At 65.2% G+C, this 20,508-nt stretch carries 23 protein-coding genes; 10 read left to right on the forward strand and 13 right to left on the reverse strand.

Annotation, left to right across the window (positions count from 1 at the left end; genetic code table 11):
• Positions 1–16: 16 nt before the first annotated feature.
• The 3 genes from FJ986_RS11840 to FJ986_RS11850 form a co-directional block, all read right to left on the reverse strand.
• Complete coding sequence (locus tag FJ986_RS11840; RefSeq protein ID WP_140521425.1) at positions 17–1,354, reverse strand: sugar ABC transporter substrate-binding protein; 1,338 nt, start codon at positions 1,352–1,354, stop codon at positions 17–19.
• A gap of 63 nt (positions 1,355–1,417) precedes the next feature.
• Positions 1,418–2,077, reverse strand: coding sequence for a GntR family transcriptional regulator (locus tag FJ986_RS11845; protein ID WP_140499104.1), 660 nt, complete (start codon positions 2,075–2,077; stop codon positions 1,418–1,420).
• A 19-nt stretch (positions 2,078–2,096) separates the two neighbouring features.
• The gene (locus FJ986_RS11850) at positions 2,097–2,981 is read right to left on the reverse strand and encodes a dihydrodipicolinate synthase family protein (RefSeq protein ID WP_140521424.1); all 885 of its coding nucleotides are present in this window, start codon (positions 2,979–2,981) and stop codon (positions 2,097–2,099) included.
• Between the two features lie 251 nt (positions 2,982–3,232).
• On the opposite strand from FJ986_RS11850, the gene FJ986_RS11855 reads away from it, so the two are divergent.
• Together FJ986_RS11855 and FJ986_RS11860 are read left to right on the forward strand one after the other, a co-directional pair.
• Positions 3,233–5,194 (forward strand): acyltransferase family protein, encoded by a 1,962-nt coding sequence (locus FJ986_RS11855; RefSeq protein ID WP_140559841.1) that lies wholly within the window; start codon positions 3,233–3,235, stop codon positions 5,192–5,194.
• A gap of 149 nt (positions 5,195–5,343) precedes the next feature.
• The gene (locus FJ986_RS11860; RefSeq protein ID WP_140499110.1) at positions 5,344–5,649 is read left to right on the forward strand and encodes a hypothetical protein; all 306 of its coding nucleotides are present in this window, start codon (positions 5,344–5,346) and stop codon (positions 5,647–5,649) included.
• A 107-nt stretch (positions 5,650–5,756) separates the two neighbouring features.
• Here FJ986_RS11860 and FJ986_RS11865 read toward each other — a convergent pair whose 3' ends face one another.
• Entirely contained in the window at positions 5,757–6,353 is a 597-nt protein-coding gene (locus FJ986_RS11865) for a DUF6456 domain-containing protein (RefSeq protein WP_140521422.1), read from the reverse strand.
• Positions 6,354–6,487: 134 nt separating this feature from the next.
• On the opposite strand from FJ986_RS11865, the gene FJ986_RS11870 reads away from it, so the two are divergent.
• Both FJ986_RS11870 and FJ986_RS11875 read left to right on the forward strand, forming a co-directional pair.
• Entirely contained in the window at positions 6,488–6,769 is a 282-nt protein-coding gene (locus FJ986_RS11870; RefSeq protein ID WP_140499114.1) for a DUF982 domain-containing protein, read from the forward strand.
• Between the two features lie 99 nt (positions 6,770–6,868).
• The gene (locus FJ986_RS11875) at positions 6,869–7,171 is read left to right on the forward strand and encodes a DUF982 domain-containing protein (RefSeq protein ID WP_140559951.1); all 303 of its coding nucleotides are present in this window, start codon (positions 6,869–6,871) and stop codon (positions 7,169–7,171) included.
• A 241-nt stretch (positions 7,172–7,412) separates the two neighbouring features.
• Here FJ986_RS11875 and FJ986_RS11880 read toward each other — a convergent pair whose 3' ends face one another.
• Positions 7,413–7,997, reverse strand: a complete 585-nt coding sequence (locus tag FJ986_RS11880) for a GcrA family cell cycle regulator (RefSeq protein WP_140521421.1) — start codon at positions 7,995–7,997, stop codon at positions 7,413–7,415.
• A 128-nt stretch (positions 7,998–8,125) separates the two neighbouring features.
• Positions 8,126–8,272: a hypothetical protein gene (locus tag FJ986_RS30765; protein ID WP_224618688.1), complete on the reverse strand. Its 147-nt coding sequence runs from the start codon at positions 8,270–8,272 to the stop codon at positions 8,126–8,128.
• Between the two features lie 299 nt (positions 8,273–8,571).
• Between FJ986_RS30765 and FJ986_RS11890 the strand changes: the two genes are divergently transcribed.
• A complete protein-coding gene (locus FJ986_RS11890; protein ID WP_140499435.1) occupies positions 8,572–9,276 on the forward strand; it encodes a helix-turn-helix transcriptional regulator in 705 nt (234 codons plus the stop codon).
• 63 nt (positions 9,277–9,339) lie between these two features.
• Here FJ986_RS11890 and FJ986_RS11895 read toward each other — a convergent pair whose 3' ends face one another.
• On the reverse strand, positions 9,340–9,642 hold the full coding sequence (locus FJ986_RS11895; protein ID WP_140556357.1) for a hypothetical protein: 303 nt from the start codon (positions 9,640–9,642) through the stop codon (positions 9,340–9,342).
• A gap of 173 nt (positions 9,643–9,815) precedes the next feature.
• On the opposite strand from FJ986_RS11895, the gene FJ986_RS11900 reads away from it, so the two are divergent.
• The 4 genes from FJ986_RS11900 (at position 9,816) to FJ986_RS11915 (ending at position 12,125) form a co-directional block, all read left to right on the forward strand.
• Complete coding sequence (locus FJ986_RS11900; RefSeq protein WP_140516189.1) at positions 9,816–10,184, forward strand: hypothetical protein; 369 nt, start codon at positions 9,816–9,818, stop codon at positions 10,182–10,184.
• A gap of 191 nt (positions 10,185–10,375) precedes the next feature.
• A complete protein-coding gene (locus tag FJ986_RS11905) occupies positions 10,376–10,936 on the forward strand; it encodes a hypothetical protein (protein WP_224519033.1) in 561 nt (186 codons plus the stop codon).
• Complete coding sequence (locus tag FJ986_RS11910; RefSeq protein WP_140556356.1) at positions 10,933–11,553, forward strand: hypothetical protein; 621 nt, start codon at positions 10,933–10,935, stop codon at positions 11,551–11,553. The genes FJ986_RS11905 and FJ986_RS11910 overlap by 4 nt, the downstream gene beginning before the upstream one ends.
• Positions 11,550–12,125 carry a hypothetical protein gene (locus FJ986_RS11915; RefSeq protein WP_140674349.1) on the forward strand — a complete coding sequence of 192 codons (576 nt, stop codon included), beginning with the start codon at positions 11,550–11,552 and terminating at the stop codon, positions 12,123–12,125. Before FJ986_RS11910 ends, FJ986_RS11915 begins: the two co-directional genes overlap by 4 nt.
• 21 nt (positions 12,126–12,146) lie before the next feature.
• Here the strand turns inward: FJ986_RS11915 and FJ986_RS11920 are convergent, their stop codons facing one another.
• From FJ986_RS11920 to FJ986_RS11945, 5 genes are all read right to left on the reverse strand, one after another.
• Complete coding sequence (locus FJ986_RS11920; RefSeq protein WP_140499130.1) at positions 12,147–13,265, reverse strand: ionic transporter; 1,119 nt, start codon at positions 13,263–13,265, stop codon at positions 12,147–12,149.
• A 127-nt stretch (positions 13,266–13,392) separates the two neighbouring features.
• On the reverse strand, positions 13,393–14,676 hold the full coding sequence (locus FJ986_RS11925) for a hypothetical protein (RefSeq protein ID WP_140674351.1): 1,284 nt from the start codon (positions 14,674–14,676) through the stop codon (positions 13,393–13,395).
• A 126-nt stretch (positions 14,677–14,802) separates the two neighbouring features.
• Positions 14,803–15,819, reverse strand: a complete 1,017-nt coding sequence (locus FJ986_RS11930; RefSeq protein ID WP_140674352.1) for an ABC transporter permease — start codon at positions 15,817–15,819, stop codon at positions 14,803–14,805.
• On the reverse strand, positions 15,816–17,381 hold the full coding sequence (locus FJ986_RS11935; protein ID WP_140674354.1) for a sugar ABC transporter ATP-binding protein: 1,566 nt from the start codon (positions 17,379–17,381) through the stop codon (positions 15,816–15,818). The genes FJ986_RS11930 and FJ986_RS11935 overlap by 4 nt, the downstream gene beginning before the upstream one ends.
• A 233-nt stretch (positions 17,382–17,614) precedes the next feature.
• A complete protein-coding gene (locus FJ986_RS11945) occupies positions 17,615–18,562 on the reverse strand; it encodes a substrate-binding domain-containing protein (RefSeq protein ID WP_140516203.1) in 948 nt (315 codons plus the stop codon).
• A 318-nt stretch (positions 18,563–18,880) separates the two neighbouring features.
• Between FJ986_RS11945 and FJ986_RS11950 the strand changes: the two genes are divergently transcribed.
• Positions 18,881–19,573 carry a RibD family protein gene (locus tag FJ986_RS11950; protein ID WP_140499138.1) on the forward strand — a complete coding sequence of 231 codons (693 nt, stop codon included), beginning with the start codon at positions 18,881–18,883 and terminating at the stop codon, positions 19,571–19,573.
• A gap of 18 nt (positions 19,574–19,591) precedes the next feature.
• On the opposite strand, the gene FJ986_RS11955 is transcribed toward FJ986_RS11950, so the two are convergent.
• The gene (locus tag FJ986_RS11955) at positions 19,592–20,482 is read right to left on the reverse strand and encodes an SDR family oxidoreductase (protein ID WP_140674356.1); all 891 of its coding nucleotides are present in this window, start codon (positions 20,480–20,482) and stop codon (positions 19,592–19,594) included.
• Between the last annotated feature and the right edge of the window lie 26 nt (positions 20,483–20,508).

Raw genomic sequence — 20,508 nt, forward strand, 5'->3', positions numbered from 1 at the left:
GGGGCAGTTGCGGACATCAGCCTTGCTCGCTCCTGTCGAGGACCGGCTGGAACTGTTCCGTCGCCTTCTTCAGTTCCTCCGCCGGGTCGGCCCCGGCGAGCAGGTTGCTGAGCGCCACGCCATAGATGTCGCGGAATTCGGTGACCGGGATGATGACCGGCAGCGCCAGCCGGCTGACATTGCCGGAGCCGACCACGGCATCGAGCCAACTCGCCGGCATGGTCACGCCTTCGCGCACCTTGGGGTCTTCCAGCACCGATTTGCGGAACGGCACGCCGGCACCTGCCTGCAGCAGCCGCGCGCCCATGCCGGCCGACACCGCCCATTGGCAAAAGAGATAGGCGGCTTCCTTCTTCTCGCTGGCCGTTGTCACGCCGAGCCCGTCGCCGAACGTACCCGAGGCATGCGCCTTGGGGCCCTTGGGCATGACGCCGTAGCCGACCTTGCCGACCACCCTCGACTTCTCCGGATTTTCCATCGGCGGCGCGAAACCGACGCCGTCGAACCACATGCCGATCTTGCCTTGCAGGAAGGCGGATTGCGCTTCGGCCCAGTTGAATCCGGTGACGCCGGGCGGCGCGGATTTGGTCATCAGCCGCTGGTAGAGGGCGGCCGCCTCCACCGCCTCGGGCGCGGTGGTGCGCAGCTTGCCCTTGTCGTCGAGCGGCGTCATGTCGTAGCCGAGCATCAGCGAGGTCCAGACCGGCGTGTTGGCGTTCTTGAGGCCGCGCGCGACGAAACCGTAGGTGTTGGTCGACGGGTCGGTCAGAGCCTCCGCGGCTGAAACGAGCTGATCGAAGGTTTCGGGGTATTTGAGGCCCTTGGCCTCGAACAGCTCCTTGTTCCAGTAGATTATCCAGTAGTCGACCGAGAACGGCAGCGAGCGCAGCACGCCCTGGCCGTCCTTGGCGAACAGCATGCCGGCATCGGCAAAGTCCTTTTCGACCAGGCTCGGATCGGTCAGCGTCGGGTCGGCAAGGTAGCCCGATATGTCGGCCAGCCAGCCGCCCTTCTCGAACTGCCGCTTCTGCACATGGTAGCTCAGATGCACGACGTCGAAGCTGGGTTTGCCGGAGCTGAGCTCGATCACCGTCTTCTGGCGCTGCTGCTGCTCGGGCGTCGCCTCGGCATTGACCTTGATGCCCGTCAGATCCTCGAACTCGGCGAGATATTTGATCAGCGTGTCGCTGCGCGGGCTTTTCACCAGATTGACATCGAGCGTCGTGCCCGCGAAGCGCTTCCACTCGACGCCGGCGGCAAGGCTCGGGCGGATACCGGCAAAGCCGGCGCCGGCGAGCATGGCGGCGCCCGCAAGGAGCTGCCTTCTGGTTGGGTTGAATGGATTGGACGGCATTTCTTCCTCCCGGTTGCTGTCGTTGTCGATTGCGCCGCGACAGGCACGGCGCGGCCTGCTTCCTCAGATATGGAGCGCCAGCCGGCGCGCATTGTCGATATGCTGGCTGATCGCCTCGACCGCCTTTTGTGGATTGCGGCTTTCGAGGGCTTCGATCACGCTCAGATGCTCGCGCATCACCGGCACCACGCGCCCGTCGATGCGGAACCGTTCCTGGTGGATCAGGCGGATCTTCACCGAATTGACCAGATAGGCCTTGGCAATGATCTCGTTGCCGAGCGCATCGATGAAAGTATCGTGCATGGCCCAGTCGATGGTCTGAGCCCTGGCCTCCATCTCCGGCGTCGGGGTCTGCGCCAGCGCCTGCGCCAGCATGTCCTCATGCTCGCGGCGCAAGCGCGCGAGTTCGTCGTCGGAGGCGCTGACGGTGAACAGCGCCACCGCCTCGCGCTCCATGAACAGGCGGAACTGGAAGGCCTCGCGGATCAGGCTGATGTCGATATGCGCAATCTGCATGCCGCGCTGCGGGATCGTCGTCAACAACCCCTCGGCTTCCAGGCGCGGCACGATCTCGCGGATGGCGCCGAGCGGCAGGCCGGTGAACGCGACGAGTTCGCGCTGCGACACGAACTGGCCCGGCTTGAGGTCGCGGGCCAGCAAATGCCGCGTGAAGCTGGCATAGGCCTGCTCCCGCAGATTTGTCTGGTCGCCGCCATTGGCCATTTCAGTGCTTCCTTCCCCGTCAGGCCGCCGCGGCCGCGAAAAGAGTGTCGTAGGCAGCGCCAAGCTGCTGGCGCTCCGGCGCCGCGATCGGCTCGAGCGGCGGCCGCACCGCCAGCCAGCGCTCGTCGCCGGTCTTGCGCGCCACCATCACCTTGACCGCCGGAAGGACCGGGTGCTTGAGCAACTCGAGCACGAAACGCTCGACGCGCACGTCGTCGTGCCCTTTCTCGGCCATGGCGAGGACCTCGCCAGCGGCGAAATTGGCCATGCCCGAAATCGCGCCCTGGCCACCGATCCTGACCGCCCGCGCCAGATGCCGCTCGTCGCCGATCAGGATCACCAGATCGCCATGGGCGCCGAGCAGCGCCTCGCTATAGGCCCAGTCGCCGCCGGAATCCTTGACGCCGGCGACCACGTCCGGAAACGCCTGGCGCAGCCGGCCGATCAGCCCCAGCGAAAGCTGCACCGTGGTGACCGAGGGGATGTTGTAGAGCAGCACGCCGCGGGCCAGCGGACCGAGAGCGGCAAAGACAGCGGAAAACCAGCCGAAAAGGCCATCGTCGCCGATATTCTTGAAATAGCTGGGAGGGGCAAGGAGGATGTTGCGGGCGCCGCGCTGCAAGGCATGGCGAGCCTGCTCGGCTGCATCCTCGGCCGCATCGACCAGCACGCCTGCGACAAGCTGATGCGGCGCGATGCCGGCCGCCAGCATCGCCTCGGTGACGGCCCGCCGCTCCCCGGTGCCGACCGAAGCGCCCTCCCCGGTGGTGCCGAAAAGCGTCACGCTGGTGCAGCCCTGTGCCAGGCAGCTCCGGGCCAACGTCACCATGGGTGGAATGAGGATTTGCCCCGACGCATCGAAAGGCGTGGCCAGGGCAACCGAAAGACCAAAACGCGATGTCACCAGCGAGTCTCCCAAAGAGCAGTGCGCAGGTAGTGCTATCACGCTAACATGTTAGTCGTAAATAGGGCGGATGCAAATTTACGGAAACGCAAGTTGTGATGGTTCCGGTGCAGGCGCTATCCATGCCCAGGCCCGTTTGTGCCGTTTTTCCTTTTTCCTGCCATGTTGCGTTGCGAAAGATTTGTTGCATTGCGATACGATCCGCCCCGGCCGACAATGGCCGCGGGTTGGGCTTGCACGAAGGATTTGTCGTGGCAGCATCGTTCCGACCCGATATCGAGGGAATGCGCGCACTGGCGGTAGCCGGTGTCGTCGCCTATCATTTCGGCCTCACAGCCCTGCCCGGCGGCTTTGCCGGCGTCGACATCTTCTTCGTCATCTCCGGCTATCTGATCACAAGACACCTTTTGCAGGAGATCGGCGAGAGCGGCCGGCTGAACCTGTGGCGCTTCTATGCCCGCCGCGCCCGGCGGTTGCTGCCGGCCTCGCTGTTCGTCATCCTGGCCACGCTGCTGGCCGGCGCCTTCATCCTGTCGCCGGAGGAACAGGCGCTCTATTCGAAGGGGGCGATGTTTGCCTCGGCCTATATGATCAACCTGTGGCTGATCCGCTGGTCGTTCGACTATTTCGCTTCAGACGCCGCCAACAACCCGTTCATCCATTTCTGGTCGCTATCGGTGGAGGAGCAGTTCTACCTCGCATGGCCGGCGCTGCTTGTTCTCGCCGCATGGCTGCGGCCGGGACGGCGCGCGGCCATCGTGGTCATCGGTGTCACCGGCCTGGTGTCGTTCGTGGCCTGCGCCTGGCTGACCAGCGTTTCGCCGCCCTGGGCTTTCTATTTCTCGCCGCTGAGGGCCTGGGAGTTCGCCGCCGGCGGGCTTGCCACGATGGTGCCGGCAAGTTTTCTCCGGTGCCACCCGCGGCTGCGCGCCGCGCAAGGCTGGCTCGGCCTGGCGCTGATCGTGCCCGCCTATCTGCTGCTGGACGAGGCGCTGCCCTTCCCCGGCCTGCTGGCGCTGCTGCCGGTCGTCGGCACGGTGCTGCTGCTGGTCAGCGGGGCAGGCGAGCGCCAAGCGGATGGCAAGCTGGCCGGCGGCCCCGCGGCTCTCCTGTCGCTGCCGCCCATGCAATGGATCGGCAAGCTCTCCTACTCGCTCTATCTCTGGCACTGGCCGGTCATCGTCTATGCGGGAATGGTCACCGCGGAGCTTTCCGGGCTGGACAGGTTTGCCTGCCTGGCACTGACGCTGATGCTCTCCATCTTCACCTATCACGTCATCGAAAACCCCGTGCGCCGCAACGGCTGGCTGATGGCAAGCGCCGCCCGCGCGCTCGTGCCCGCGGCGCTGCTGACCGGCGCCGGCGTGGTCGCGGCCTACGCCAATGCCAAGTTTGCCGTTCACGAACTCGATCCGGAGCAGCGCGTCATCGCCCAAAGTGCGGCGCGTCCATCCACCGCGCGCGCCAGGGGCGGCTGCGTGCTCGACTACGAGACCATCACCCCGAAGCCCTGCGTGTTTGGCGCCAAGAATGTGAAAGGCACGATCGCCTTGTTTGGCGATTCACATGCCGACCACTGGTCGACGCCGCTGATCCAGGCGGCCGAAAAGCGCGATTACCGGGTGGTTACCTGGCTCAAATCCTCGTGCCGGGCGTCCCGGCTGTCGACATGGTCGAGCAAGCTGAAGCGCGACTACGCCGAATGCGACCAGTGGCGCGAGCAGTCGATCAAGGAGATCCTGGCGCTGAGGCCGGCCCTGGTGGTGATCTCGGAAATCGCCCTGACCAGTTCGCGCAAGATGGCCGCCGGCAAGGATGAGCCCGACAGTCAGGACGCGGAGTGGAAGGCTGGCCTGCGTTCGACGCTGGAGACGTTCAGCAAGGCCGGGCTGAAAGTCGCCTTCATCCGCGACGTGCCCTTCAACGACGAGCAGGTCGACACCTGCGTGGCGCGTGCGCTGTGGCGCGGCGACACGCCCTCGCTCTGTGATCAGACGCGCGCCTATGCCGCCAACGACGCCATGGCCGCGGTGGAGCGCGACGTCGTGCGCAGCATTCCGAACGCCCGCTATGTCGATATGACCGACCAGTTCTGCAACCAGACCACCTGCCATGTCTTCATCGGCGGCAAGATCGCCTTCCGCGACCGCCACCATCTGGCGACCGCTTTCGCCGAGACGCTGGAGAAGCCGCTGGAGAAGGCGCTGTTTTAGAAGGGGTTAACGTCCCTTCTTCAAAGGCGCGCTGCCAAGGCGCCGCCCCCTCACAGCGCGCGCGGGCACGAAACATTGGTTTACCGGCTTTATGGGAACAGGGCCGCGAGGGCAGCGTTTATTAGATGAGCCTTAAAGAGGAGGTTGCCATGAAGAAACTCTTGCTCGCATCCGTGATTGCCGTCGCTTCGGCGGTGGCCGTGATCGCCCCGGCAAATGCCGCCAGCATCACGCTTGGCATCGGCAACGGCTATGACGACGATTATTATGTTCCCAGATATCGTCACCACTATCGCGATTATTCCGACGATGACGGCTACTATCGCCGCTACAGCATGTATGACGAGAGCTACCGTCCGCGTTATTACGGTCATCGTCGCTGCCACACCGAGGTGATCAAGCACTGGCGTCATCACCATCGGGTCATCGAGAGAGTCCGCGTCTGCAGGCGTTGACCTGACAACCAATCCGGCCGGCATCGCGCCGGCCGGATGTCATGCACAGCGCCATGCCCTGGAGCGGAGCACTTGTCGTGCGCGCCGCAACTCCTCGGGGCCCAACCCTATCGTCGCATCATCATCCCGTAGTGCATCGCCAGCAGATCGAGCCCGATTCTCAACAGCTTTGCCGCCACGTCCCTGCCCTCGCTCATCTCTCCCGCCACGCCTCTGACCGACTGCTCCAGGCACACGATCTTCCGGACCACGTCGACCACCTCCCAATGGCCGAGCGCGCGGGTCGCGGCGGCGTGCGACCGTCCGGCATTGAGCACGCTGTCGGTGATGCCGCCGCTTGTCCTGTCGCCGTCGACGCGTTCGCTCCAGCGCATCGGCTTGATATCAGCCTGCTGGCTGGCGCGGAAATCCTCGCGGTAGCGCAGACCGGCTTCGCGCTGCTGGCGCGACAGCGAGGTGATGCCCAGCAGCGGATCGATGCTGCGCACCCGCACGATACCACCGGTGGAGGTATGGCCGTCATTGGACACCTCATAGACGCGCCGCGCCTCCGATGTCCCGGTTGCGAGCCGCTTGCGGCCGAACTCATCGTCCCGCAACGCGAAATCATGGCCGACCTCGCGGCGGATGCGCACCTGCTCGGCCTCGCCCTTCGGCAGCTTCGGCGTCTGCGGTTTGGCTGATCTGGCGGCTTTCTTGCTCATGGCTGCGTCCTTGTGGGGAGTGGATTGAGGTGCTGGCTGGCGCGGCAGCGATCCCTGGCGAAATTGGCTGCGTGCGCCGGAACCAGCGGCGAGGCTGGGCGTTGTGCCGCACCAAACCAACAGGAGGTATGCCCATGACCGCCTTCATGCCGGTGACCTTGCGCTTCTGCGACAACAAGACCATGCTGGTGGGCTCCATCGCCCAGGCGGCGACCGCGCTTCGCCGGCAATGGCCTGACAAGACGGCCACCGCCTATCTGGATGCGGCAAGGCTGGTCAGGCTCGCCATCGACGGCAGCTGCCGCCAGCGCGTCGCCTTCGAGGCTTTCACCAAGGCGGCCGGGCAGCAGGGGCTGCTGGTGGCTAAGCCGCGTAGCCGCGCCCATGAATGGCTCGACGCCGCCGCGGGCCCGTGAGGTGGCTGAAAACGTGATGCAACCGCGCCGCCGCCTTGCACGTTGATAGGGGCTGGCTTCCGAGCCGCGCGCAACGCCAAGGTAACCGCCGTGGGTACCATGAAAACAGGATCTCCGCTCAAAGTATGCCTGGACGGGCATGTCGAGGTGATCGACGGCGTCGCTGAGGCAGCCGACTTCCTGCAGCGCTGGCCGATTGAACGGCGTGGTCATGTCTACCGCAGTGCGCTCAACGCGTGCAGCGCAGCCATCGCGGCGCAGATTTCGCACGCCGACGCGATGAAAGCGTTCACCGGCTTCGCCCGGGTTACCCGTATATTGGCCGGCGATGACGGCCGGCCAGCGATGCCTGATGCAATAAGCGTGCGGATGCCAAAGCAGGGCCACGATCTGCCAAAATAAAAGCGTTGCGTGGCCGCCGTTCTCGCCAGATCGCCAACACTGCAAAAGAAAAGCCAGCGTTGCAGCTAGTCTCTTTCTCCCCGTTTTACGGGGAGAAATGCCCGGCAAGGCAATGAGGGGCGGTGCCACCGCTTCGATACCTTGCATCTGACCCAATCTCCCTCCCGAATTCATGCCGTTCCCAATCCTGCACCCGGCGCCGCCCGCCTGCCGTTAGCTTCTCTCCAGAACGGGAGGAAGCTCACCCCGCCTCGCAGACACGCCGGCGGAAGCGCGCCTGATGATAGGTGCAGTAGCTTTTCATCGCCCTTGTGCGCATGCCGCAGCACAGCATGTGGACGCCCGGCCGGCCGCCGGGCGCGTCGTTTTCCGGATTTTGCTCCAGCGCCAGGTCGAGCGGAGCGCGGCAGCGGCCGAACAGGCAGTCGACGAAGCGCATTGCCACGCCATGCGGCTGGCGGCCGATCGGGCTTCGCTGCGGCACCGGCACCTCCAGGCGGTAGGCTTGCCCGTCCGCCATCAGCACGCCGGCCTCGCGTGCTGCGAGGCGTTCCGCACCTTCACCCTTCGGCACGCGCTTGCGTCCGGCCTTGGCGGCGCGGTCGGCGGCCTTGTCATTCGCCCTCTCGGCTGCCGCGATGCGCTTGCTGTTGGCAAAACCGATCGAACTCAGCATGGCGTTACGGTGAACGATGCCGATGATGGCGTCGCGCGACACCGGGCTGCCTCGCGACGCGCTGAACCGAGCCGCGATGCGCGAGGCGGAAAGTCCGTCCGTCAGCCAGCCGGCGATCGCCTGCAATTCCTTGTCGCCGTAAAGTGCCATATCTGGTCTCCGTCCATTGCGCGGCCGCGGCAGCGCGCGACGCCGCCGGCGAGTATCGGTGTCGGCCCGCCGCAGGCGGTGGGCATTGTTGGGTTGGATCCGGCCTGTCGGCCGTTGGATTGGCGGCCTCAGCCCGGCCGGCCGCCCAGCGCGGCGAGGCGCGCCAGCCGCGCCTCTGCCGTCACCCGGTCGGGTGCGAAAACCGCCCTGCCCGTCAGCCTGTCGAGCAGGATCACGGTGCCGTCCTCGGTCCGGATCAGGGAGCGGATCCGCACCGCGCTGAATTGGGGGCCGGAGCCGCGGGGAGCGGCGGCTCCGGCCGTTCCGGCCGCCGGTGACGGGCGGACCGGACGTGCGGCTGATGCATCGGGGCAATCAGCCTCACGCTTCGCCCTGGCCGGGGAGGAGGACAGCCGGGGCGAAAGGGAATGAGCGCTGGCCGGCTCGCGTGAAGCTGGCCTGAGGGCGCTTTCGACTCGGAAGGGGTTGAGCTTTTGCATGAACGGATATAAGCATAACTTAAAAATTTATGCAAGCCATTCTTTCATGGACGAAAGCAGCGCTTGTTGGTCACATGGGCGCCATGGTGAAAACGCAACTGTCGATCAAGGTCGGGGCGGCAATCCGCCAGGCGCGCAAGCAGCGCGGCCTGGTCATGCGCCACATCGCCGAGCACAACGACACCGACGTCGCCGCCGTCGGCAATTGGGAAACCGGTCGCAACCTGCCCAAGACGGAAAACCTCCTGAAGACTGCCGCCTTTCTGCGTGTCGACCCGGTCGCGCTCGGCAAGGGCGAGGTGGTTTTCCTCGACGATGCCGGACCGGTCAACGACGCCGAGATCGTCACCGACGCCGGGCCGCCCCCCGCCGGGCCGATGGACATCCAGGTGCTGGGCGCCGCCGTTGGCGGCGACGACGGCGATTTCACCTTCAACGGCGAGCCCGCCGGCTACGTCCAGCGCCCACCCGGCATCCGCAACCTGGCCAAGGTGTTCGCGCTGCATGTGCTCTCGGATTCCATGGTACCCCGTTACGAGCCCGGAGACCTGATCTATTGCGGCGGCCGCGATGCCGTCCCGGGCGATCACGTGGTGATCGAAACCTTCCCGGAAGAGAACGAACGCAACGGCAAGGCCTTCATCAAGAAATTGGTCAAGCGCACCGCCGCCGAACTGGTGGTCGAACAGTACAATCCGCCGAAGACGTTGACCTTCAACCGCTACGCCATCAAGCAGGTCTGGCGGGTCATTCCGTTGAAGGAATTGCTGGGCTATTGAGGGCGACGGGGCAATTCTTCCTCCCACAAGGAGAGCAGGCAAAACCCAGCGTCGATGCCACCCTCACGCCCGCCCCGATCCCTCCAGCGGCATCTCGCGCTCGCTCAGCATCAGCGCCTCGCTGCGCACGCGCTGGCGCTCGTTGATAAACGCCGCCCGGATCTGGATCGCCGTGCCCGGCAGCCCGTCGGCGCGGCAGGCCGAGCAGACCAGCCGGCCCGAAAGCGCTGCCAGCGGCGTATTGCCAGTCACGCCGAAGCGCCGCAGCTGATCGGGCTTCCACCACCTGTTGCGGCCGCAATCGGCGCATTCGACCGATATCGAAACGACATCCGCAATCACTGATCCCTTGCCCGTCAATGCCATCGCGGCTCGCCTTTTTGTTCCTTGTTTGTTCGCATATTCCTGTGTTTTGAAACGAGAGTCGAGTCGCATCTTTCAGGGCTCCGCAAAAGTTTCTCTTTCGCCAATTTTTGAGTTATGCTTCTATACGGCTTGCAAAGCCGAGTCGGCGCGCGTGCAGCACCCCGGGAGAGACGATGGACGCCCTTGCCGCCGATTTCGCTCATGCCTGCGGCTATGGCGGCGACAGTCACGCTCTCATCGAGGCCTTCGCGAGAATCCGCGAACACGGCATCCGCCAGGCGCGCCTCGGCCATTTCAGGCGCAAGGTGGTCGTCGACGCGCTGAAACAATCGGAAGCGCTTTTCCTGGCGGCGATCGGCCCGGCGCTATCGGCACAAGAAGCCATCGAGGACGCCGCCCGCTTCATCTCCTTCTGGCGCAACATGCCGCGCTGGCGCCAGGAACGGCGCCTGGCGGACCTCGCCAGGGCGAGGCAACAACGCCTGCTGGCGCGCTTCTTCCGCCGCTACGGCCACCGCATTTGGGCCTTGCAGGCGGCATAGGCGGGCTCGCCAAGCCGTCGGCGACCACACTGCGCCACGAGAGAGACGCAGCCACGAGAAGAGCTGGGCAATGCCGCCATTTGCGGGTTCCCATCCGCGCGTTTTCTTCCTAGATTGCCTGCGGGTGGCTGATCGTTCGACGTGCATATCAGGGAATGTTCAAGACTGCCCGTTCAAGAGTCCAGGCCTGGATGACGGCAGGCGCGGGAACCATCGCCGCGCTGTTGGCGGCCGGCCTCATGGGCGCCTTTGGCGCCCTGCCCGCTCACCCTCCGCCGCAACTGCCGTCCGATGCCGCCATCGATGCCGGCCGCTGGCGCATCAAACCGGTGCGTGCCTACGTCAGCCATGCCGACATCCATGGCGTGCCGCTGAAACCGGGCCAGAAGGCACTGGTGCTGGAGGCCGACATGACCAACCGCACGGCCGAATCCAACAAGGCCTACTTCGCTGTCTTCAAGCCGGAGGGAATCACCCTGCCGGACTCGATGCCGATGATCGCCCTGATACGCGATTCGACCCTGGCGCCGGAACTGCACCCCGGCATGACCGAGCGCCTGGCCTATGTCTGGCCGCTGGCTGGCGACGCCGCCGTGCCGCCGACGCTCGCCTTCGGCGTCACCGCGGAGATCTTCAAGCCGCGCGACAATCTCTACGGCACGCCCGGCTGGTACAATCCCTACCGTCTCGGCACCGTGACCTTGCCGCTCGCCGATATGCCGGCAACGGACACGCCGGGAGCCGGCTCATGAAGATGCGGGTCCTCGGCAATCTCGCGATTCTCGCCGCCACCGTGGCGCTGAGCTACGGTATGCAGCTTTCCAAGCCGCATTATGCCGACCTCACCGCGCCCATCCCGGTCGACGGCGCCATGCACGACACGGTGCGGGCACGCAGCTTCGACGTGCGGCTTGACGAGGTTGTCTTTGCCCGCGCGCTGAAGACCAACCAGTTCGGGCAGCAAAAGCTTTTGACGACGAGCGGCGTGTGGGCGGTGGTGACGACCAGCCTCACCGCGACCGACGCCTCCATCACGGTCGCGGACGGCACCTGGCAAGGTCCGACCGGTCTGCGCTACCGCCAGACGGAGCGGCTGGGCTATCGCCAGGACATGCCGCCGCACGGCGTCGATCCCGGCTTGCAAAAACGCGGCCTGTTCGTCTTCGAAGTACCGCCCGACCAGATCGGCGGCGCCAGGCTGCTGGTCTCGGAACGCCAATTCGGCGCGCTCGACGCGCAGGCCCGCATCAGCTTCGACGGGTTGTCTGCCGGCGCCGATGGACAACCGGCCGGCATCCTGCCGCAATACGATCTGGATGCACCACCGGGCCAGACTTCTCCGGGCCAGACACCGCAGGGCAAGCCATGAGCGCCGTCGCGACCGACATGGGGCCGGCCGCCGAGCGGCAGGTCGAGAAAAAATGGCGCAGGCGCAGCCTGGCGGCGCTTGTCATCCTGCTGCCGCTGGCGCTGGCAGAAACCAGCCATGACAGCTTGCGCGAATGGCTGGGCGGCGAAGACCTCATCGCCAGGGATGTCGAGTTTGGCCAGTCCGCGCACTTCGGCGGCAGCGACTGGAAGCTGGCGGACCTGCGCGGCGGCAAGGCCGGCCGCTTGCCCGATCAGGCCTTCGCCGTCATCGCCACCTTCTCCGTCACCGTCGGCGATCCCGACTTGCAGAAGCAATGGCTGGGCTGCAGGCTGATGCTGACCGATGCCGCCGGCCGCCGCTGGCTCCCCGACATGATTTCGGGCGTCAGACTGCCGGACGGCGTGATGAACTGCACCTCGGCGATCTTCTCCGGCGCCAAGACAGGCGACGTCATCACCATCGGCGACACCTTCATCGTGCCCGAGGATGCCATCAAGACGATCCGTCCCGCCATTGGGCTGGGAAGTGAGCGGCCGTGGTACCTGCGGTTTCAACGGCCGCCGAAGTAGCGACAGCGCCGCAGTCCGGAGTCACGGCACGGCGATCAACAGGACGTAGGCAACGAAGACGACGAGGTGAGCAAGTCCGGTGAGAACCGTCGTGCGTCCGGTACTGAAACTTACGACACTCACCGCAAGGGCCAGAACCAGCAAAATCACGTCGCTCGGACCGAGACCGAGGTTGAGCGACTTTCCGGTGATGAGGCTGGCCGCCGCCACTGCCGGGATCGTCAGTCCGATGGTCGCGCACGCCGAGCCCAAAGCGACGTTCAATGCGCGCTGGAGCTCATTCCCCCACGATGCCTTGATGGCGGAGATCGCCTCGGGGAGCAGCACGACAAACGCAATCATCGCGCCGACGATCGCATCCGATTGCGGGATCTGCAGGTAGGTAAGGCCATCTTCAACGCCAGCCGCGACCCGTTCCGTCAGCAGAACGATCCCGACCAGTCCCAGAAGCAAAAAGACGAAATGGGTTGGCACGCCGTGAACCTGCGGAGAATGGCTTTCCGGAGCGCTTTCACGGACCTGCACCTCCAGGAAGTCCTCTTTCTGGCTGTAGCTCTGGGCGAAAACGAAACTGCCGTAGAGCAAGAGCGACAGCAGTGCGACGAAGGCCAGTTGCGTGGGAGAAAATGTCCCGGGGCTGGTGGCAAGCGTGTAGTTCGGCAGCACCATCGTCAGCACCGTGATCGCGGTCAGCACCGAGAGAAAGGAACTTGTCCCTTGCCTTCGGACGTCCTGGTGGCGGTGCCGCCACCCGCCAAGTGTCAGGCACATGCCCACAATGCCGGTGCAAACGATCATGACCGTGGAGAACACGGACTCTCGCGCCAAGGTCGGATTGTTGGCGCCATGCCGCATCATCGAAACGATAATCGACACTTCGATGGTCGTTACAGCCAAGGTAAGAACTAGGGTGCCGTACGGCTGTCCGACACGTCGGGCTATCGCCTCCGCATGTCGCAACACGGCAAAGACGGTTGCCAAGGTAAGAACGATCGATATGCCGGCAACGATCACCACAATCGCCGTCCGGTAATCTTCGATCGGCTCTATGTTCGATTGCAGTATTAACGCCAGCGCGCAGCAGACAACAGGCAGGCCGAAGGTCATTGCCTCACTTCGACGGCGGAAGAAGTAAGTCATGGCATTCTCTTCGATCTTGCGAGTGCAAACAGGCGGTCTGTTTACGAGACCAGGAAAGATCGCACTTTCGCCCCATCACACGTACATGGCAAGGCGCGGCAAGGATACGCTACGGTCATTCCCGTCGCTACCGGGAACGACCGCCCCCCTTCGAAAGCGAGAACGCCGTCTCCAGCACCGCGGCGAGGAAGCAGATGCGCAGCGGCTCGACCAGGATGCCGGTGGAGGAATCCTGGAACGGGCTGCCGAACAACAGCGTCACGCCATGCGACAGGATCTGCCAGACGTCGAGCTCGTGCGGGCCGATCAGCCGCGTCGCGCCGAGCCACAGCCGGGCCGCGCCCCAGTCGAGCAGGCGATAGCCGACGATCAGCGTACACAGCAATACGAGGCTGGAACTCACCGTCAGCCGCACGCCATTGGCGATCGGCAGATAGCGCGAGCGGTAGCCGGCGACGAAATGCTCGACGAAATCGCGCAGGAATTTCGGCAGGCCGGCATAGCGCTTGCCGACGCGTTCCAGCCGGCCGTGCACGCGCATCAGTGCCGTATCGTCGCGCACGTCATAGCCATAGATCAGCGCCGCCATCACCAGCCAGATCAGCGGCAAGAGCATGTAGAAGAACAGGTTGACGGCGATCGTCGAGGGCGCGATCGAGGTGATCTCGACCGGCACCATCGGCGCGGCCGTCGCCGCCGGCACCGGGCTCGCCAGCCCGTCGGCCGACGCCTGCAGAACCGACCAGAAATTGCGGCTCATCAGCCATTGCAGCGCGCTGTCCTTCCAGCGGCTGATGACGTAGAGGCCGACGAAGATCCAGTTGGTCTCGCAGATCACCACCACGATCTGCCAGAACGAGGCGGCGCCCGTTTTCGCCTGCATGAACTTGGCCAGCCGGCGCACCAGCCAGGACACCGCCACCGAGACCAGCAGCCAGCGCGAATCCAGCACGTCCAGAACATTGGCGCTCTGGCCGAAGCCGGCCTGGTCGAGCGTTTCGCGCGAATATTGCCGCACGATGTCGCCGAGGAACCCCCAGGCCGCGTAATAGGCGAAGAAGGGCAACAGCGCGATGGTGATCATGCGCACCAGCCGCGAACCGCGCCGGTCCGCGGTTCCCTGCCCCTCGGCGACCGTGGCCTTTTCCGCGCCACGCTGCGCGGCCAGCACATGGGGCAAGCCGGGACGCAGCACATGGAACATCGCCACCGTCACCACCAGTTGCGCCAGCGCCACTAGCGTCAGCATGGCGAGCCCGGCGAAATGGTTTGCGAGCGCCACCTTGGCCGCCAGTTGCAGCAAGAGATCGCCGGCCAGAACACCGGCCAGCACCAGCACGACGAGCTGCGGCCAGAACCGCCGCAGCAGCGAAAAACTCAAGCTGATCGGTCTGATGATATCGGCAAACATGAGGTTCTCTCAGAATGCCACCCGCCCGAAATCCTTCTAGCAAAGGGGGGTTGTTTTGCAAGAAAGGTGGCGAGCTCTCCTGCCAGAGCGGCGATTTCCCCTTCTCCGACAACAAGGGAGAAAGAATTAGCGCCTCACCCGCGACTTCAGCCAGCGATCGAACGCCACCGCCAGGATCAGGATTAGGCCGATGACGATGCTTTGCGTGTACGACGAGACGTTGTTGAACTGGAGCCCGTTCTGTAGCACGCCGATCAGGGCGGCGCCCACCACGGTGCCGCCCACCGAGCCGATGCCGCCGAACAGCGAGGTACCGCCGATGACGACGGCCGAAATGACCGTCAGCTCGTAGCCGATGCCGGCCACCGCTTCGGACGAATTCAGCCTGGCCGACAGCACGAAGGCGGCGAGCCCGGCGAAGAAGCCGACGATCACATAGACCGAGACCAGGATGCGGTCGACGCGCAAGCCCGACAGCCGTGCGGCCTCGGCATTGCCGCCGACGGCGTAGACGGCGCGTCCATAGCGCGTGTAGCGTAGCACGATGTGGCACAGGATGGCGGCCGCCGCGAAGATGATCGCCGGCACCGGCACGGGGCCGATCAGCCCGGTGCCGAACCACCGCATAGAAGCGTCGAAGCCCGAGATCGGGCCGCCATTGGAGATGGTCAGCGTCAGGCCGCGAAACACGGTGAGCCCGCCAAGCGTGACGACGAAGGGCGGCACTTTCAGCCTGGTGATGGCAAAGCCCTGAACACCGCCGGACACCGCCCCCACCACCACGGCGGCAAGCAGCGCCGCGAACCAGCCATAGCCCTGCGTTCCCGACGTCGACAGCGACAGCGTGTTGGCGGTGCCGCCCTTGGCGACCACGGCCGCCACCATGCCGCAGAAGGCGAGCAGCGAGCCGACCGAAAGATCGATGCCGGCGGTGAGGATGACGAAGGTCATGCCGAGCGCGATCAGCCCGGTGATCGATATCTGGCGGGTGATGTTGAACAGATTGATCGGATCGATGAAGCTCGGCTTCAGCACGGTGAAGACGACCACCAGCGCCGCCAGGAATAGCAGCGGCCCGAAATTCATCAAGAGCCGCGCAATGCTGATGCCGCCACGCCGGCTCTGCTCCTCGGCCACGCTCATCGTGCCTCCTCCTCAACCGCTCCCGGCTGGTCGAGCGCCATCAGTTCCATCAGTTTTTCCTCGCTTGCCTCGATGCCTGGCATCTGCCCGGTGATGCGCCCCTTGCGCATGGTCACGATCCGGTCCGACACAGCCAGCACTTCGGGCAGCTCGGACGAAATCATCATCACCGCTATGCCGCGCGCTGCCAATTGCACCAGGATCTGGTGCACCTCGGCCTTGGCGCCGACATCAACGCCGCGCGTCGGCTCGTCGACGATCAGCACCTTGGGGTCGCGCGCCAGCCAGCGCGCCAGGATCACCTTCTGCTGGTTGCCGCCTGACAGGCCCTCGATCGCCTGCTCGGCCGACGCCATGCGGATCGATAGCATTTTCCGGAACCCCGCCAGCGCATCGCGCTCGCGCCGCTCGGCCATGAAGCCGAAGCCATTGCTGAACCGCCCGAGCGAGGCGACGGAGAAATTCGGCAGGATGCCGAGCGCGGCGAAGATCGCCTGATGCTTGCGATCCTCAGGCACCAGGCCGATGCCGAGCGCTATGGCATCCGCCGGCGAGGCCGGCGCGATGGGCCTGCCGTTGAGCGTGATCGTGCCGCCCGCGATCCGGTCGGCGCCGAAGATGGCGCGCGCCAGCTCCGTGCGACCCGAGCCGACGAGGCCGGCGACACCCAGGATCTCGCCGGCCTTGAGGTCGATATCGACGCCGTCGAGCACGATGGCGTGCGGCGCTTCGGGATCGCGCACCGTGCGCAACCCGCGCACCGACAGCACGACGTCGCCGGCCACCGTGCGCTGCGCCGGCCGCGCATAGAGCTCGGACGCCGCGCGGCCGACCATTTTCTCGATGATGCGCGGCAATCGGATCGGCCCGCCTTCGCGGTCGAGATTGCCGGCCAACCTGCCGTCCCGGAGCACCGTCATGCGGTCGCAGATGGCGGCGGCCTCCTCCAGCCGATGGGTGACGAACATGATGGCGACATGGTCCTTGCGCAGCCTGTCCATGATCGACAGCAGCCGCTGCACCTCTGTCTCGGTCAGCGCTGATGTCGGCTCGTCCATGATGATCAGCCGGCTCTTCAGCGACAGCGCCCGTGCAATCTCGACGAGCTGCTGCTCGGCCACCGAAAGCGCCGAGACCGGCGTCATCGGATCGATTGTGAGGCCGACGCGGGCGATGATCGTGCGGGAGTCCTGCTCCATCTTGCGCCAGGAGACAAGGCCAAGCGGACCGGTCGGGGCGCGGCCTATGAAGATATTCTCCGCCACCGTCAGCGTCGGGATCAGGCTGAGTTCCTGGTAGATGGTGACGATGCCGAGCCGCTTGGCATCCTGCGGGCTCGACGGCCGGTAGTCGGCGCCGTCGAAAATGATATGGCCGCTGGAGGGCGGCATGACGCCCGACAGGATTTTCAGCAGCGTCGATTTGCCGGCGCCGTTTTCGCCGAGCAGGCCGAGGATTTCGCCGGGCCTGACATCGAGCGAGACATCGTTCAGCGCGGTGACGCCGGCGAAATGCTTGGTGACGCCTTCGACGGAGAGCAGGACGGGTGCGGCTTCAGCCAATGATTGCTTCCTCGATGCGGTTCATGCTGGCTCCGTCGGCGCTCGAACGCCCCCCTCTGGCCTACCGGCCATCTCCCCCTCAAGGGGGAAGATTGGCGGTATCACCGGCGGCGCTTTTCCTCGAACGTTGAAGAATTAGCGAAAGCAGAACAAACAGCCAATCTCCCCCCTTGAGGGGGAGATGGCCGGCAGGCCAGAGGGGGGTGCTGCCCCGCCGACCTCTCCATGCGAGCTCACTTCGTCTCGTTCAACCTCTCGGCCTTGTCGAGATTGTCCTTGCCGATGACGATCGGCGTCAACAGCACCAGCTTCTCCTTCGGCTCCGTCTTGTCCCTGGCGTAGGCGACGGCGATCTGCACGGCGGTGCGCGACTGCTGGCCGGGGAACTGTTCGACCGTGCCGGCGAGCTTGCCGTCGCGGACCGCGACCAGCGCTTCCGGCAGCGCATCGAAGCCGTAGATCTTGACGTCGGTGAAGTTGCGCGCCGCGCAGGCTTCGAGCGCGCCCAGCGCCATGTCGTCATTGGCACAGACGATCGCGTCCGGCTTGCCGTTGGCGGCAAGGCCGGCTTCCGTCACCGACAGCGCCTCGGCGCGGGCGAAATTGGCGGTCTGCTCGAAGACGATCTGGTACTTGTCCTTCAAGGGATCGAGCACATTGTGCACGCCCTTGTTGCGGTCGATCGCCGGCCCGGCGCCGGGTTGGCCCTGGAGGTGGAACAGTTTCGCGCCGTTGGGGAACGCCGCCACCACGGCCTGCGCTTCCGCCTCGCCGCCCTTGACGTTGTCGGCGCCGACATGGGCGAGGATGCCCTCGACGCCGTCGACGCGGCGGTCGATCGTCACCACGGGAACGCCGGCCTTGACCGCTTCCTCGATGGCCGGCGCCAGCGCGTTGACGTCGAGCGGCGAGATGACAATGGCGTTGACCTTCTGCACCAGGGCCGCCTCGATGTCGGCGGTCTGCTTGGTGGCCGAGTTCTGGCCATCGCTCTCGGTCAGGTTGACGCCTTGCGTGGCGGCTTCCGCCTTGATCTCGTTCAGCATGTGCACGAAGAACGGAAAGCCGAGACTGGGCACCGAGCCGAGAATGGTGAGCTTGTCCTGCGCAAATGCCGAGGGCGCGGCAAGCACCATGGCGCCCGCGGCCACGGACGTCATCAGGAATTCACGTCTGTTCATGGGATCCTCCTCCACAAGAACGCACGGCCCCGGAAACCGGGACGGTTTCAGGAAGGATCATGCGTCGGTTCAAAGTGTTGGAGCATCCTCCTTGCGTTTGCTAACGCATGCCGCTCCAGCTGATCGCCGTTGCAAAAACTGCCTCCCGTCGGCACCAGCAAACGGATGCTAGCCCAGGCTCAACCATTTGTGCAACATCGATATAACAGGGCCAGACGGCAATGGTCGGAATTTGGATGAGCCGGGTGCCCAGCTTCCATTCTCCGGCGCTGGCCCTAGTTTGAACCGCGCCTGAGCCCATTCCCTGGAGACACCCGCATGAAACCGCACATCATCTGCCATATGATCGCGTCGCTGGACGGCAGTCTCCACCCGAGCCGCTACACGGCCAGCCCGGACGGAACCCGGGCCGAATGGTCGAGCCTCTACGAGTATATCCATAATGATTTTGCGGGCGACGGCTGGATCGTCGGCCGCGTCACCATGGCCGAGATGAGCAAGGCCGGCGCGCACCCGCCGGCCGATGCGGGCAAGGTCGACCGACCCTATCATGTCGCGCAAACCGGTACGGGAAGCTACGCGGTGGCGCTCGATCCATCGGGCAAGCTCCACTTTTCCAAACCCGACATTGGCGGCGACCATGTCGTGGTGCTGCTTGGGCACGATGTCGCCGACAGCCACCTGGCCGAGCTCGCTGCCGACGGCGTGTCCTATATCGTGGCGGAAACGGCTGACATGGATCTCGGCCGGATGCTCGAAGTTCTCAACCGCGAATTCGCCATTCGCCGGCTGCTGCTCGAGGGCGGCGCCGGCATCAACGGCTCCTTCTTCGCGGCCGGCCTTGTCGATGAGCTCAGCCTTCTCGTCGCTCCCGCTCTTGATGGGCGGGCGGCGAACCAGGGTTTCGTCGAATTCGGCGAAACCGGCCTCGCGGGCAAGATGCAACTGTCGCTCAAAAGCTGCGAAGCCCTCGCCCACGGGCTCGTCCATTTGCGCTACGCCGTCGGCTGACGACGCTTTATCGGCGCATCATACGTCGTACCGCATGGCCCCGAGATCGGCGATCAGCGTCGGGCCGGTCGGATGCCAGCCGAGCCGCGCCTGGGTGAGCGCGCTGGAGGCCGGTAGATCCATCGGGGCGAACATTGCCATCCAGCCGAAATGCTCCGCCGCCTGTTCCGGAGCGATCGAAACCACCGGTACGTTGAGGCCCCGCCCGATCACCTCGGCGATAGCGCGTACTTCCACGCCTTCCTCGCCGACCGCGTGATAGCGCGCGCCCGGCTGCCGCTTTTCCACCGCCAGCCGGTAGAGGCGCGCCGCGTCCACGAGATGGCCCGCCGCATAGCGGTTACGGCCCTCGCCGACATAGGCCGAAACGCCTTTCTGGCGCACGATTTCGATGAGCGGCGTGATGAGCCCTTGCTTGACCGGGTTGTGAACCTGCGGCAGCCGCACCACCGAGACGTTGACGCCGGCTTCCAGCAAGGCATTGCCGGCGAGCTCCGAGGCGATGCGTGGATTGGGATGGCTGGCGTTGAAGACGTCCTCGCTGGCAAGCTCGCCATGTCCGGGGCTGCCCACGCCGACGCCGGAAGTGATCACCAGCGGCCGGTCGGATCCGGCCAATGCCTGGCCGAGTGCCGCGATGACACGGCTATCCTTCTCGCAATTCTCGGCAAACCGCGAAAAATCATGGTCGAACGCCGTGTGGATCACCGCTTCCGCCTTTGCCGCGCCGTCGCGCAGGCCCTCGGGATCCTCGAGCGTTCCCCGATGCACTTCGGCGCCCGCCGCCGTCAGCGCTTCGGCCCCCGCTTCGGAGCGAGTGACGCCGACCACCTGATGGCCCGCCTTGATGAGCTCGGCAACGAGCGCCGAGCCGATGAAACCGGTCGCGCCGGTCAAAAAGATACGCATGCGAATTCTCCTGCACGATTGCCTGC

Origin of the sequence: Mesorhizobium sp. B1-1-1 (assembly GCF_006442955.1) — a bacterium.
Lineage (GTDB): Bacteria > Pseudomonadota > Alphaproteobacteria > Rhizobiales > Rhizobiaceae > Mesorhizobium.